The following is a 14,334-nucleotide window of genomic DNA, read 5'->3' on the forward strand; positions in this document are numbered from 1 at the left end:
ATAGGAGATTTTGGAATGTCATATGTTGCATTAAGCGGGCTATCCGCAGCTCAGTTAGATCTGAACACGACAAGTAACAACATTGCGAACGCGAACACGTTCGGCTTTAAAGAGTCACGTGCTGAGTTTGGCGATGTTTACTCTAATTCACTGTTTACGAATGCGAAAACCACTCCTGGTGGCGGTGTGCAGGCTCAAAAAGTTGCCCAGCAATTCCATGAAGGTTCGAGCATTTACACAAACAACCCAATGGACCTACGTATTAGCGGTACGGGTTTCTTTGCGGTGGCAAAAGATCGCCTAACACCAGTTAGTAATGAGCTAACACGTAACGGCGCGTTCCACCTAAATAAAGATAACTACATGGTCACGTCTAACGATGAGTTCCTGTTAGGTTACCAAGTGAACAAAGATACAGGCGATGTTCTGTCTTACGAGCCTACGCCACTAAACATTCCAAAAGAATTTGGTAAGCCAAAGCAAACCGCTAACATCGAAGTCGGTGTTAACCTACCTGCTGGTGGTGAGCTAAAAGACCCGGCTCTGTTTGATTTCTCAGACCCTGAGACGTACAACCGCTCAACATCTTCTACGATTTATGACTCTATGGGGCAGTCGTACAAGATGACCACCTACTACCTAAAAGATCAGACCCAACCGAACACTTGGCAAGCGTACTACACCGTGACTGATAGTGCGGGTGAGAAGCCCGTCAATATCGCTGGTGGTGACGCGAGTTCACCAACGGGTCATGTTGGTCATACGATGAAGTTCAACAACGATGGTACGCTGGCAAGCATTAACAACGGCCAAAACATCGTGACTGAAGCGTTAGGTGCAGGGGCAAACCCAATCGATATGAACGGTGCGGATGTTAACCAAACCCTGTCGTTTGGTCTAAGTGATGCCACTCAGTTTGCTGCACCATTTGAGTTGACTAAGTTCGATGAAGATGGCGCGACAACGGGTTTCTTAACCAAAGTCGATTTTGATGAGAACGGTAGCGTGTTGGGTACATACTCAAACGGTGAAAACGTGACACTCGGTCGTGTGGCACTGGTTCGAGTCGCTAACGAACAAGGTCTGGACAAAAAAGGTGGCACTCAATGGGACTCAACTCAGTTCTCTGGCGATAAGATTTGGGGTGAATCTAACAAAGGTTCGTTCGGTTCTATCAACAGCGGTACTTTGGAACAGTCAAACATTGATATGACGCAAGAGCTGGTAGACCTGATTTCTGCTCAGCGTAACTTCCAAGCGAACTCTCGTTCACTAGAAGTACACAACCAAACTCAACAAAATATCCTACAGATCCGCTAATCTCGGATTGATTGAGTTAACCATTCGCAATCTTCTGCATAGTAAGCTGGCGGCAACAGTCAGCTTACTATGATTGCCACTCGCGGCAATGCCCCCTCTATCAACACATATTTTCACCGCATTTATTGTCCAACCAATTGAAAATAAACAACTTAAATAGTTGGCATGCCAATTGCTTTTAATGATCTGAATTATGATTGTTGGAGCAAACTATGGATCGCGCACTCTATCTCGCTATGAGCGGTGCCAAGCAGAATATGCAGGCATTGCAGCTTAGATCAAACAACTTAGCAAACGTCAGTACCACGGGGTTCCGTGCTGATTTGGCGCAAGCTCGTTCTATGCAAGCTTATGGTGATGGTCTACCGACTCGTGTGTTTAGCATGACAGAGCGCCCAGGACATAACTTTCAACAAGGCAGCGTGATCACCACTGGTCGTGACCTTGATGCCACGGTTCAAGGCGAAGGCTGGATTGCGGTCATGGATAAGATGGGCAAAGAAGGTCTGACTCGTAACGGCAACTTTAAAATCGACGTGAATGGTCTGTTGACCAGCGGCAACGGCAATCTGGTTTTAGGTGAGAACGGTGCTCCAATCACTCTGCCTATTCCAGTCAGCAAAGTTGAAATCGGTACTGACGGTACGATCTCAGTCGTTCCACAAGGTGCGCCAGCCGATGCAATGGAAATCGTTGACCGTATCAAGCTGACCAGAACCAACAATCAATCACTATTCAAAGATGTAAACGGATTATTCCGTGCCAAAGATCCTAATGCGGCATACGAAGCGGATGCCGGAGTTAAGTTGCTCACAGGTGCACTAGAAGGCAGTAACGTCAATGCTGTCGGTGAAATGACCAGCCTGATTGACCTTCAGCGCCAGTTTGAAATGCAGGTCAAGATGATGAGCACAGCAGAAGAGATGGACAAGTCGTCTGACAGTCTGCTTCGTATGAGTTAATAGATTTTAGGAGATAACTATGCATCCGGCACTATGGGTAAGTAAAACGGGCTTAGACGCCCAACAAACCAATATTTCAACGATTTCAAACAACTTGGCGAACGCCTCGACCGTCGGTTACAAAAAGAGCCGTGCGGTGTTCGAAGATCTTTTCTACCAGAATATTAACCAGCCTGGTGGTCAGTCCTCACAGAACACTGAGCTACCAAGTGGTTTGATGTTAGGCGCGGGTTCAAAAGTGGTTGCAACGCAAAAAGTGCACACCCAAGGTAATACCCAAACCACTAACAACAGCCTCGATATGATGATCGAAGGCGACGGCTTCTTCCAAATCCTGATGCCGGACGGCAACATCGGCTACACGCGTAACGGTCAGTTTACCGTGAACGATGAAGGCGTGATCGTGACATCTGGTGCAGGTTATGCGCTAGAACCAGAAATTGCTATTCCAGAAGATGCTATCAGCATCACTATCGGTACCGACGGTGAAGTGTCGGTGCGCTTACGTGGACAACAAGATAACCAAGTGGTCGGTCAGATCGCGACCGTTGACTTTGTTAACCCAGGCGGCCTAGAGCCAATCGGCCAGAACTTGTACCTACCAACAGGTGCCAGTGGTGACCCACAAGAAGGCGTTCCGGGTTTTGACGGTTTTGGTGAAGTAAGACAGTCAATGCTAGAAACCTCAAACGTGAATGTTACCGAAGAACTCGTCAATATGATCGAAGCCCAGCGCGTTTACGAAATGAACTCAAAAGTCATTTCGGCGGTGGATAAGATGATGAGCTTTGTTAACCAGCAACTTTAATCGCTCAGCGTAGAGGATAGATCGATGACCCGTATACTTGTTCTATTGGTGGTAACTGTTTTGTCAGGCTGTAGCTTGTTACCGCCGCCAATTGAATCATCTGATGTTGTTCAAGGCACCACGACGGTTGATGCGGTTGAAGGTGATAAATCTAGCGATGACGAAAATGGCATCGTCGATACACTACGCGGCAGAAAAGATCCGGTGGCAGGTGATCCAGCTTGGGCGCCGATCCACCCTAAACACAAACCAGAACACTACGCAGCGGAAACGGGGTCACTGTTCGACGCAGCGCGTTCGACCAGCTTATACGACGACTCTAAGCCTCGCGGTATTGGTGACATTATTACCGTCACACTGGACGAAAGCACCAAAGCGGCAAAAAGTTCTGATGCGGACCTGTCTAAGAACAACGACTCATCGATGGACCCACTGGAGATAGGTGGCCAACAGATGACAATTGGTGATTACAATTTCTCGTATAACCTGAGTAACGATAACTCGTTTAGTGGCAGTGCAGAGGCAAATCAAAGCAACAGTATTTCCGGTTCGATTACCGTCGAGGTTATTGAGGTGCTGGCAAACGGCAACTTAGTGATTCGTGGTGAGAAATGGCTGACTTTGAATACGGGTGACGAATATATTCGTTTGAGTGGCACGATTCGCCCAGACGACATTTCTTACGATAATACAATTGCTTCCAATCGTATTTCGAACGCACGTATCCAATACTCGGGCACTGGAACCAACCAAGATATGCAAGAGCCTGGATTCTTGGCACGATTCTTCAATGTATCTCTCTAATCCCGTCTGTAGTCGCTTTTTTGGCACAGAGTTAGAGTGAAAGGTATTCCGATGAAGAAGTTGATTCTATTAATTACCAGCGCATTATTGCTGGCAACGCACGCTCAGGCAGCACGTATTAAAGATGTCTCGCAAGTCGCAGGCGTGCGTAGTAACCAACTTGTTGGCTACGGTTTGGTGACAGGCCTACCTGGGACTGGCGAATCAACTCCTTTTACAGATCAAAGCTTTAATGCCATGCTGCAGAAGTTTGGCATTCAACTTCCACCGGGAACTAAACCCAAAACGAAAAACGTCGCAGCGGTTATCGTGACCGCCGAGTTGCCTGCATTTTCAAAACAAGGTCAGACAATCGACGTAACGGTTTCATCTGTTGGTGCGGCAAAAAGCCTGCGTGGCGGCACACTGATGCAAACCATGCTGAAAGGTCTCGACGGGCAAATCTATGCCGTAGCGCAAGGCAACCTTGTGGTGAGCGGTTTCAGTGCGACGGGGGCGGATGGTTCGAAGATCGTCGGCAACAACCCAACTGCAGGCATGATTTCAAACGGCGCGATTGTTGAACGCGAAATCCCAACGCCGTTCAGCCGTGGCGACTTCATTACCTTTAACCTGCTCGAATCGGATTTTACTACTGCGCAGCGTATGGCAGACGCGGTGAACAACTTCTTGGGTCCGCAGATGGCTTCTGCAGTAGACGCGACGTCAGTAAAAGTGCGCGCGCCGCGTGATATTTCCCAACGCGTGGCCTTCTTATCAGCAATCGAAAACCTAGAATTTAACCCTGCTGAAGGTTCAGCGAAAATCATCGTTAACTCTCGGACTGGCACTATCGTTGTCGGCAAGCATGTACGCCTTAAGCCTGCAGCCGTTACTCACGGTGGTATGACAGTAGCGATCAAAGAAAACCTCAATGTTAGCCAGCCGAATGCGTTCAGTGGCGGTGAAACCGTGGTTGTTCCAGACAGCGAGATTGAAGTGACCGAAGAGCAGGGCAAGATGTTTAAGTTCGAACCAGGCCTAACGCTCGATGATTTGGTTCGCGCAGTCAACGAAGTAGGCGCAGCGCCCTCTGATTTAATGGCTATCCTGCAAGCGTTGAAGCAAGCGGGGGCGATTGAAGGCCAACTGATTATTATTTGATGGAGCTGAAGATGATCAATAACGGAACTGACATTGGCTTTATTCACGATATTGCAGGGCTTGACCAACTTCGTAAACAAGCGGTCAACGGCGATGAGAACAGTGAGAAAGAAGCGCTAACGGCGGCGGCTAAACAATTTGAAGCTATCTTCACGTCGATGCTGTTTAAGTCGATGCGCGATGCGAACTCATCGTTTGAGTCTGGGCTGATGGATAGCCAGAATCAACAATTCTACCGTCAGATGATGGATGAGCAAATGGCAAGCGAGCTGAGTTCATCCGGCTCGTTAGGTCTAGCGGATATGATTGTTGCCCAGTTGACGTCTGGTTCGGTGGAGGATCCAAGCGCGGTAAATCGCAGTACCGATTTTGGATCCTTGATGGAGAAAGTTGACCAGACGAGACGTGCTCGCGCCGAGCAACCAGAAGTTGACGTCGCGCAGCAAGCAGAAGTGGCAACATCAGCGCCGAAGCAGCGTCACTCGTTTGATTCCCCTGAATCTTTTGTTTCCTCAATGCGTCCTTACGCTGAAAAAGCCGCGAACGCGTTGGGTGTGGACTCGTCCTTACTATTAGCCCAAGCGGCACTTGAAACGGGCTGGGGGAAAAAGCTGGTTACGAATAGCCGTGGTAGCAGCAACAACTTATTCAATATCAAAGCGGATAAAAGTTGGAGCGGCGAGAAAGTGGCAACACAAACTTTGGAATACCATCAAGGCGTACCCGTTAAAGAGCGTGCGGCTTTCCGCTCTTACGCAAATTTTGAAGAGAGTTTTAACGACTACGTACGCTTTTTACACGACAATCCACGCTACACATTAGCGCTTCGTCACGGTGGTAGCTCGGAACAGTTCATTCAAGGTATTCATAAAGCTGGATACGCGACAGATCCTCAGTACGCCGACAAGGTGCTGAAGGTGAAAGCGAAAATTGACCAAATGTAATCTTCTACATGAGCTCACCAATCGGTGAGCTTTTTATTTTCAGTCACTTACTCATCTTCATTCTCCCTTTTCTCCTTGGCATATAACTTGCTTTCTATAACTACAGATATTCAGTTAACACTGATTTAGTAAGGTTTTTTGGGGGCAATATGGCGTCAGATCTCCTGAATCTAGGTGCGCAGAGCGTACTAACGGCTCAGAGACAACTCAACACCACCGGTCATAACATCTCTAATGTAAATACAGAGGGTTATAGCCGTCAGTCGGTGATACAAGGCACAAATATGCCGCGCCAGTATGGTGGGGAAACTTACGGCATGGGCGTCCATGTGGAAAAAGTTCGCCGCTCATGGGATCAGTTTGCCGTCAATGAGCTTAATATGTCGACCACCAACTATGGTCGCCGCATGGATGACGAAGCCAATCTAGAGATGCTGTCTAGCATGCTTTCCTCTGTGGCGTCGAAAAAAATCCCTGAAAACCTCAACGAATGGTTCGACGCGGTAAAATCCCTTGCCGATTCACCGAATGATGTCGGTGCGCGTAAAGTGGTGTTAGAGAAGGCTGCGTTGATCACGCAAAACCTCAATGACTTTCAAGAATCAGTGCGAATCCAGTCAGATGTTGTTAATAAGCAGCTCGATGTTGCTGTCGAACGCATGAACCAAATCGGGATAGAAATCCGAGATTTGCACCGTTTGATGATGCGTACTCCTGGTCCTCACAATGATTTGATGGACCAACACGAACAACTCATTAACGAGCTGTCTGAATACACCAAAGTCACTGTCACACCACGTAAAAATGCAGAAGGTTTCAACGTCTTTATCGGTAATGGTCATACGTTAGTTTCGGGTACTGAAGCGAGTGAGTTGACCATGATTGACGGTTCTCCGGACGTACATCAGCGCCGTCTTGCGATGATTGAAGGTAAAGGCATTAAAGCGATCACCACTCAAGATATCGGTGGCAAGTTTGGTGCTATGTTGTCGATGCGCGATGAAAAAATACCACAGCTGCTCGATGAACTGGGCAAAATGACGACCGCATTTTCACATGAAGTTAATACTTTGCAATCGCAAGGTATGGATTTACGAGGCAATGTCGGTGGTCTGATTTTTACCGACGTTAACTCAGACATTATTGCTAAATCTCGTGTCGTTACGAGTTCTGATTCTAACGCGGATGTTGCCGTTTATATCGAAGATACAAGCCAAATCATTGCAGGAGAGTACTCACTGCAATACAACGGTGGTGAATACTATTTAACTCGTCCTGATGGTGAGCAGTTTGCCGTGCCTGTGGTGGATAACGCGATTAGCGTTGATGGGCTGCGGATTGAAATCAACCAAAACTTGGCATCAGGTGAGCGTGTATTGTTGCGCCCGACCCGAAACGCGGCCGGACAAATCAAGATGGAAACCAACGACCCATCGCATATTGCCGCACAAAGTTATGAAGCATCTACGACATTTGCTCAAGGTAGTGCTCAGTTTTCGATTGAGAAAGCTGGCGATTTGCGTGAGTTTGAAGTGGTAATTTCTCCTGATGGGAAACAGTTTGCCGTGACTGATACTAAAGGCAAGTTGCTACTGCCGCCGCAAAGTTATCCGCCGGCCGGCGTGGTGACTGTGCAAGGAACCAGCTTTGAGCTGACAGGCGGTGCGCTACCGAACGATAAATTTACGGCAAACCTTGTCCCGTCGGAAGGGGACAACGGCAACTTGTTGAAAATGCAAAATATCCAAACCGACAAAAAGCTCAATGATGGCGAGTCGACCGTGCTGGATATTTATCACAACTTAAATACTGATATTGGCTTGCAAACGTCTACCGCCTCTCGTCTAACCGATGTGGCTCGTCTAGAAAAAGAGGCGGCGCAAGAGCGTGTCGCTTCGATTTCAGGCGTCAACTTGGATGAAGAAGCGGCAAACATGATGAAGTTTCAACAAGCATACATGGCTTCGTCGCGCATTATGCAGGCGGCTAATGACACCTTTAACTCTATTTTGGCACTGCGATAGGAGGCGTAAATGTTAAATCGAATTTCTAGCTTCCATAACTATCAATCTGTTCAGAACGATTTACGTCGTCAAGAAACGCAAGTACATCACAATCAGGCGCAATTGGCGTCGGGTAAAAAATTGCTTAAGCCGAGCGATGACCCGTTGGCAACGCATTATATCCAAAACGTCGGTCAGCAGAAAGAGCAGCTTCGTCAATACACAGACGCGATTGTGTTGACCCGTAACCGACTAGAGCACGAAGAAGTGATCGTCTCAAACGCAGAAGATTACGCGGATGAAGCCAAGCGTACCGTGATGGAGATGATCAATGGTGCGTTATCTCCGGAAGACCGTATTGCCAAGCGACGCGAAATTGAGGAAATATCGAATAACTTCCTCAATTTGGTCAATGTTCAGGATGAAACCGGCAACTATATCTTTGCCGGCACTAAGCCAAAGAATCAGCCTTTTTTCCGTGATAACAATGGCGACGTAACTTACGCAGGCGACGATTACCAGCGCAAAATGAAGATCTCCAATAGCTTGGAAATGCCAATCAACTCGCCTGGTAGCAAGTTGTTTATGGAAATCGACAACCCGTTTGGCGATTTCGAGCCTCAGTATGAACTAAAAGAAGCGTCTGAACTGCTACTAGAACGTGCGACCAACTTAAACCCATCGGATCAATCGACCTATAAAGTCACTTTTGTTGATATGCCGGAAGGCAAATACGGTTATCAGTTGGAGCAAAACGGTGCTGTTGTTCAGGCGGATGTGTACGAGCCTTCAAAAGGTATTCAGTTCGAAGACGTATCGATTCAGGTCAAAGGACAAATTACCAAAGGTGATGCGATTACGCTTGAGCCGCGCAAGACCTTCAGCATTTTCGATACTTTCAGAGACACGATGGAGTTATCGATGGGCTCGGTTTCGGACTCGTCCAATACCGCTAAGCTGCATCAGTTAACGCAAGAGTTTCACGCTGCCTTTATTCACTTAAATAAAGCACGTACTGATGTGGGTGCAAGATTGAATACCTTGGATATCCAAGAAGAGCAACACGCCGACTTCCAATTAACACTGTCGAAGTCGAAAAGTAACTTTGAAGATTTGGATTATGCAGACGCGATCATTGAGTTCAATGAAAACTCGCGAGCTCTGCAAGCATCACAGCAGGCATTTGGTAAAACCAAAGACTTAACCCTGTTTAACTATATCTAGAGTGGTTGATTAAAACTGCTTCGCCTTAAGTGCTATGCCTTAAGCGCAACTGCATAACCTGACAGAAATTCAGGTGGCAATAAAAGCGGCAATACGCTTGCCGCTAAAAGCTGAATAAAAACTAGACGATATTGTTGGACTTAAGCGCTCAGTCATAAGTGATTGAAACTTAAATAAAATAAAAAATATTTTTTAGTTTTGTAAATTTGGCACACAACTTGAATTATCTAACTCAGAGTTTAAAAACAAAGTTTAAGCAGTTTCTGCTTAGCAAAGCATTTTTACGGTCAGTGCTTCCAAATGAGACTTAGCTGGCCGCTTCGCAAGCACTTGCGAACTCAATAGGAGAGCAAACTATGACCATTACAGTAAATACTAACGTATCAGCGATGACCGCTCAGCGTTACCTGAACAAGGCAACGGGCGATCTCAACACCTCTATGGAACGTCTGTCTTCAGGCCAGAAAATTAACAGCGCGAAAGACGACGCTGCAGGCCTACAGATTTCTAACCGATTGACAGCTCAGTCGCGTGGTCTAGATGTCGCAATGCGCAACGCTAATGATGGTATTTCGATTGCACAAACAGCTGAAGGTGCAATGAATGAGTCAACCGCGATTCTGCAACGTATTCGTGACCTATCGCTTCAATCTGCGAACGGAACGAACTCATTGTCTGAACGTGTCGCACTAAACGAAGAAGTGACCGCACTACAAGATGAACTTAACCGTATTGCCGAAACCACATCATTCGGTGGACGTAAACTACTGAACGGTTCATTCGGTGAAGCGTCATTCCAAATCGGTGCTAGCTCGGGTGAAGCGATCATCATGGGGCTGACTAGTATCCGTGCTGATGACTTCCGCATGGGTGGGCAAAGTTTTATTGCTACCGAAGCGAAAGACAACGAGTGGGGCGTGCCTACAGGTGCTAACGACCTGAAGTTTGAATTCACGACCAAAGATGGCGAAGCTATTGTTCTTGATGTCCTGGCAAAACAAGGCGATGACATCGAGGAACTTGCGACTTACATCAACGGTCAGACAGACAAGTTAAAAGCCTCGGTAGACCAAGAAGGTAAACTGCAAATCTTTGCCGCAGAGCCAAACCTAGAAGGTAACTTGGCGATTTCGGGTGGCCTAGCTACTGAGTTAGGTCTGACTGGCGGAGCCGGTACTCAAACTACAGTACAAAGCATCGATGTTCGTGATGTTGGCGGCGCGCAAAACGCGGTAGCTATTGTTGACGCGGCACTACGCTACGTAGACTCACAACGTGCAGACCTTGGTGCGAAGCAAAACCGTTTGAGCCACAGTATTAATAACTTGGCTAACATCCAAGAAAACGTTGAAGCGTCAAACAGCCGTATCCGCGATACAGACTTCGCGAAAGAAACCACGGCATTGACCAAATCACAAATCTTGCAACAAGCTGGTACTTCGATTCTGGCTCAAGCAAAACAGTTGCCGAACTCTGCAATGTCACTATTGCAGTAGTCGTAAATATCTTCACTAACGCATTCCCAGACGTGGGGTTAGTGAAGGTGTTAAGGCAAGCGTAACGGTTGGTTTTACGAGACTCTCTCTCACACTGTCTCGTTAAGCGATAAGTTATGCAGCACTAGCCAAGCTTTGATCATTTCTCTCGATCTCCACATTGCATGGCTAACCCTATAGCCCCGGTTCTCTCAAAGGAAAGGGGCTTTTCTTTTGTCTGTCATTTAACAAATCTCCTCCATTTGTCATCCCGACCAAGCTACTGAAAACTTTAATAAGATTTTTCAAAACTTCCTATTTGATCATAATTTCTAAGAAATATGCATATTCTCGTTATTTCTTATACGTTCCGCTCTAAAGTTAACCAATCTGCTGTCGTTATAAAGGGTACTTTGAGAGAACTCATTGGTTTTCCGAGACGTCGGAAAGCACATCGGAAATTCCAATAGGAGAAACTATTATGGCAGTTAACGTAAATACCAACGTACCGGCAATGACAGCGCAAAGACATTTGAACGCAGCGACTGCTGCTCAGCAAACGTCAATGGAAAGGCTATCATCGGGTTATAAAATCAATAGCGCAAAAGATGACGCTGCGGGTCTACAAATCTCGAACCGACTAAACGTGCAAAGCCGCGGTCTAGACGTCGCAGTTCGAAATGCTAACGATGGTATTTCGATGGCGCAAACCGCTGAAGGTGCGATGAACGAAACGACAAATATCCTGCAACGTATGCGTGATTTGTCACTACAATCAGCAAACGGCTCTAACTCAAAATCAGAGCGTGTTGCGATTCAAGAAGAGATCACTGCACTGAACGACGAATTAAACCGTATCGCTGAAACCACGTCATTTGGTGGTAACAAGCTACTTAACGGTACATTCGCGACTAAGTCTTTCCAAATCGGTGCGGACAACGGTGAAGCGGTAATGCTAACCATGCTAAACATGCGCAGTGATAACAGCATGATGGGTGGTAACGCTTACCAAGCAGCGACAGCGAAAGATGCTGATTGGGAAGTGGCAAGCGGCGCAAATGACCTGACAATCACTCTGACAGACAAAGCAGGTGACGAGCAAATCATCACTATCAACGCAAAAGAAGGCGATGATATCGAAGAACTTGCGACTTACATTAACGGCCAAACCGACATGGTGAAAGCATCAGTTGATGAAGAAGGTAAGATGCAGATCTTCACTGACAACAACCGTGTTGAAGGTGCCGCGACTTTCTCTGGCAGCCTAGCGACAGATCTAGCGTTCGGTGCAGCTGAGGCGGTAACTGTCGATACGATTGATGTAACAACGGTGGGCGGTGCTCAAGAGTCGGTTGCGATTGTCGATGCTGCGCTTAAGTTTGTAGATAGCCACCGTGCTGAGCTTGGTGCATTCCAGAACCGTTTCAACCACGCTGTGAACAACTTGGATAACATCAACGAGAACGTGAACGCTTCTAAGAGTCGCATCAAAGACACTGACTTCGCGAAAGAGACCACTGCGTTGACTAAATCTCAGATCCTGAGCCAAGCATCAAGTGCAGTACTGGCACAAGCCAAACAAGCGCCAAATGCGGCACTAGGTCTACTAGGCTAAACAGCAATACGCTAATAAGAAAAATCCAGCTTCGGCTGGATTTTTAGTTTTTGTTAGGCAGAAATACTAACTTGTTCGATGTCATCTTTCCCATGACGTTAACTTGCTGGCATCGCCATCATTTCTGATACTTCAAGGGTGCCGCCATACTTAATGTGTGGGCAGTTTTCAACCAGTTTTAATGCAGCTTCCATATTTTCTGCTTCAAGAATCGAAAAACCCATAATCGGATAGGGTGATGGCTGGTCAGAGACACCATTAGGCGTTAACACCTTCGTGATCCCCACCGGAGTCCCTGGATTGATTAAAGCGCTACCAAGTGCTGCAGCCCAGTTTTTCCATTCTTGCATGTGTTGCTCACCTTCTTCAGGTGTTGCTGGTTTTTGGCCGTCGTAATAGCCAAGTAGAAACTGTGGCATAATGTTCTCCTTCTTCCGTGTTACGAACGTATGATTTTGTATAAACTCGGGTAGGTTTTTATATCTTCAGGCATGTCTTTTGCGATTTCTTCAAGTTCAGGTTTTTGAAGTGCTGCGACAAAGTGCTTGGATGATTCCCAAGTTGATACGCTGACTAGGTGGAATTTGCTGTCTTCACCCAGCTCTTGGTACAGTTTTGTCGAAACATACCCTGGCTGAGCACTGAAATACGCGGCAAATTTGTCGTATATTTTAAGTGCGAGTTCCTTTTTTCCCGCAGGTACTTCAAAGGGGTTAATGGTTGTTACATTTGACATGATGACTCCTTTTTCATGAGGCTGTTTTTCCTACCATAAATGAGTCCAAGTGCCGTGCCTGTAACGGAAAACTGTAATAGTGAAAACGCGGTTCCATAGAGTAGAAAAGTAGAAACTGGCTCAATCAAGAATTTAGCCGCATTAGCAAATACCACGACCGTATAGACCATTAACCCTATCAATAAGCTAAATTTTATCCCATGAAAAACAGGATTCCCGGACTTGTAGTAAAACGGGTATAGGTAAGCGATAACCAGACCTTGGATAATGATGGACGATATCCCTAAGATCATAATTGGCTCTTCACGCTGGACTGCACCAATTTCTTTGTATATGTCGTGAAACCAAATCAAGTGCCACGGATACGCAAGCGCCATCGTTAAAACAAAATAAGAGAGGGTTGCAAGTAATAGTTTTTTCATTTTTCCTCCAAGTAGTTCTTAAGCTACCTAAGAAGTAGTGATCCTACCCGGTTTTGCACTGTTCAAAGCACTCAAGCCCAGGTACAAGCGCTTCATGAGTAAAGTTGATACGGCTTGTCTCTTTCATCAGTGATCGTTTTAAAAATAACTGCTGCATTATGCGAGCTAGTTATGGTTGCTTTGTAATCCTTATTTTCCTTCCTTTCTCTTTACTTGTAATATGCAAGTATAATTCGCTTATTTTAAATTGCATAATGCAAGTGATAATTTTATGGTAAAAAAGGTTGAACACTTCCGTAACTCTCAGTGCCCAGTGGCCTGCACACTGGACTTTCTAGGTGATCATTGGTCATTACTGGTTATCAGGGAACTGATGATGATGGGTAATCATCAGTACAAAGATATGCTGGCTATGCCCGAAGGTATCTCAAGCAACATACTTTCAGATCGACTCAAACGCCTTGAAGAAAGCGGCATCATTGCTTCTGCATACAGGCCAGACAATAAGAGAGATAAGCTCTATTATTTAACGGAAAAAGGAAAAGAGCTGTTTTTTGTCATAGTGGAAATTGTACGTTGGGCAGACAAGCATCTCGGAGACAAAATTCATATCCCAGCAGAAAGACGCGCGTTTATTGACAACCCACCTGAAGAGGTTGCAAAAACCGTGTTCGCACGTTTAGAAGAGTGGGAGAAGCAAAATTTGCCAGATATGTCGCTCATTTAAGCGAAGGTGGAGGTCGTTAGAGATTTTCTTATGATAAATAAAAGAAAACCCAGCAAAAGCTGGGTTTCTAATCGATGGTGCGGAAGGAGAGACTTGAACTCTCACACCTTGCGGCGCCAGAACCTAAATCTGGTGCGTCTACCAATTCCGC

Annotated in this window: 14 protein-coding genes; 11 read left to right on the plus strand and 3 right to left on the minus strand. The window is 46.3% G+C overall.

Going from position 1 to position 14,334, the window contains the following annotated elements; all coding sequences use genetic code 11:
• The first annotated feature begins 15 nt into the window (after positions 1 to 15).
• The 10 genes from flgE (at position 16) to HCZ42_RS16155 (ending at position 12,298) form a co-directional block, all read left to right on the plus strand.
• On the plus strand, positions 16 to 1,320 hold the full coding sequence (gene flgE / locus HCZ42_RS16110; protein ID WP_053409458.1) for a flagellar hook protein FlgE: 1,305 nt from the start codon (positions 16 to 18) through the stop codon (positions 1,318 to 1,320).
• Between the two features lie 212 nt (positions 1,321 to 1,532).
• The gene (flgF, locus tag HCZ42_RS16115) at positions 1,533 to 2,282 is read left to right on the plus strand and encodes a flagellar basal-body rod protein FlgF (protein WP_167421725.1); all 750 of its coding nucleotides are present in this window, start codon (positions 1,533 to 1,535) and stop codon (positions 2,280 to 2,282) included.
• Positions 2,283 to 2,301: 19 nt separating this feature from the next.
• Positions 2,302 to 3,090, plus strand: coding sequence for a flagellar basal-body rod protein FlgG (flgG, locus tag HCZ42_RS16120; protein WP_053409460.1), 789 nt, complete (start codon positions 2,302 to 2,304; stop codon positions 3,088 to 3,090).
• A 24-nt stretch (positions 3,091 to 3,114) separates the two neighbouring features.
• Positions 3,115 to 3,894, plus strand: a complete 780-nt coding sequence (gene flgH / locus HCZ42_RS16125) for a flagellar basal body L-ring protein FlgH (protein ID WP_167421727.1) — start codon at positions 3,115 to 3,117, stop codon at positions 3,892 to 3,894.
• 51 nt (positions 3,895 to 3,945) lie between these two features.
• Entirely contained in the window at positions 3,946 to 5,037 is a 1,092-nt protein-coding gene (locus HCZ42_RS16130; RefSeq protein WP_053409462.1) for a flagellar basal body P-ring protein FlgI, read from the plus strand.
• An 11-nt stretch (positions 5,038 to 5,048) separates the two neighbouring features.
• The gene (flgJ, locus tag HCZ42_RS16135) at positions 5,049 to 5,981 is read left to right on the plus strand and encodes a flagellar assembly peptidoglycan hydrolase FlgJ (RefSeq protein WP_167421729.1); all 933 of its coding nucleotides are present in this window, start codon (positions 5,049 to 5,051) and stop codon (positions 5,979 to 5,981) included.
• A 149-nt stretch (positions 5,982 to 6,130) separates the two neighbouring features.
• The gene (gene flgK, locus HCZ42_RS16140; RefSeq protein ID WP_167421731.1) at positions 6,131 to 8,005 is read left to right on the plus strand and encodes a flagellar hook-associated protein FlgK; all 1,875 of its coding nucleotides are present in this window, start codon (positions 6,131 to 6,133) and stop codon (positions 8,003 to 8,005) included.
• 9 nt (positions 8,006 to 8,014) lie between these two features.
• Positions 8,015 to 9,208, plus strand: coding sequence for a flagellar hook-associated protein FlgL (gene flgL, locus HCZ42_RS16145; RefSeq protein WP_167421733.1), 1,194 nt, complete (start codon positions 8,015 to 8,017; stop codon positions 9,206 to 9,208).
• A 356-nt stretch (positions 9,209 to 9,564) separates the two neighbouring features.
• Positions 9,565 to 10,704: a flagellin gene (locus tag HCZ42_RS16150; protein ID WP_167421735.1), complete on the plus strand. Its 1,140-nt coding sequence runs from the start codon at positions 9,565 to 9,567 to the stop codon at positions 10,702 to 10,704.
• A 460-nt stretch (positions 10,705 to 11,164) separates the two neighbouring features.
• Positions 11,165 to 12,298, plus strand: coding sequence for a flagellin (locus HCZ42_RS16155; RefSeq protein ID WP_053409467.1), 1,134 nt, complete (start codon positions 11,165 to 11,167; stop codon positions 12,296 to 12,298).
• Between the two features lie 98 nt (positions 12,299 to 12,396).
• Here the strand turns inward: HCZ42_RS16155 and HCZ42_RS16160 are convergent, their stop codons facing one another.
• From HCZ42_RS16160 to HCZ42_RS16170, 3 genes are read right to left on the minus strand one after another with little or no spacing between them, the layout of a single operon-like run.
• The gene (locus tag HCZ42_RS16160) at positions 12,397 to 12,717 is read right to left on the minus strand and encodes a hypothetical protein (protein ID WP_167421737.1); all 321 of its coding nucleotides are present in this window, start codon (positions 12,715 to 12,717) and stop codon (positions 12,397 to 12,399) included.
• Positions 12,718 to 12,737: 20 nt separating this feature from the next.
• On the minus strand, positions 12,738 to 13,034 hold the full coding sequence (locus HCZ42_RS16165; RefSeq protein WP_167421739.1) for an antibiotic biosynthesis monooxygenase family protein: 297 nt from the start codon (positions 13,032 to 13,034) through the stop codon (positions 12,738 to 12,740).
• Complete coding sequence (locus HCZ42_RS16170; RefSeq protein WP_167421740.1) at positions 13,022 to 13,456, minus strand: DUF1761 domain-containing protein; 435 nt, start codon at positions 13,454 to 13,456, stop codon at positions 13,022 to 13,024. Before HCZ42_RS16170 ends, HCZ42_RS16165 begins: the two co-directional genes overlap by 13 nt.
• A gap of 271 nt (positions 13,457 to 13,727) precedes the next feature.
• Here HCZ42_RS16170 and HCZ42_RS16175 point away from each other — a divergent pair, with 271 nt between their 5' ends.
• On the plus strand, positions 13,728 to 14,183 hold the full coding sequence (locus tag HCZ42_RS16175) for a winged helix-turn-helix transcriptional regulator (protein ID WP_167421742.1): 456 nt from the start codon (positions 13,728 to 13,730) through the stop codon (positions 14,181 to 14,183).
• Positions 14,184 to 14,334 lie beyond the last annotated feature (151 nt).

The organism is Vibrio hepatarius, assembly GCF_011806575.1.
GTDB lineage: Bacteria > Pseudomonadota > Gammaproteobacteria > Enterobacterales > Vibrionaceae > Vibrio > Vibrio hepatarius_A.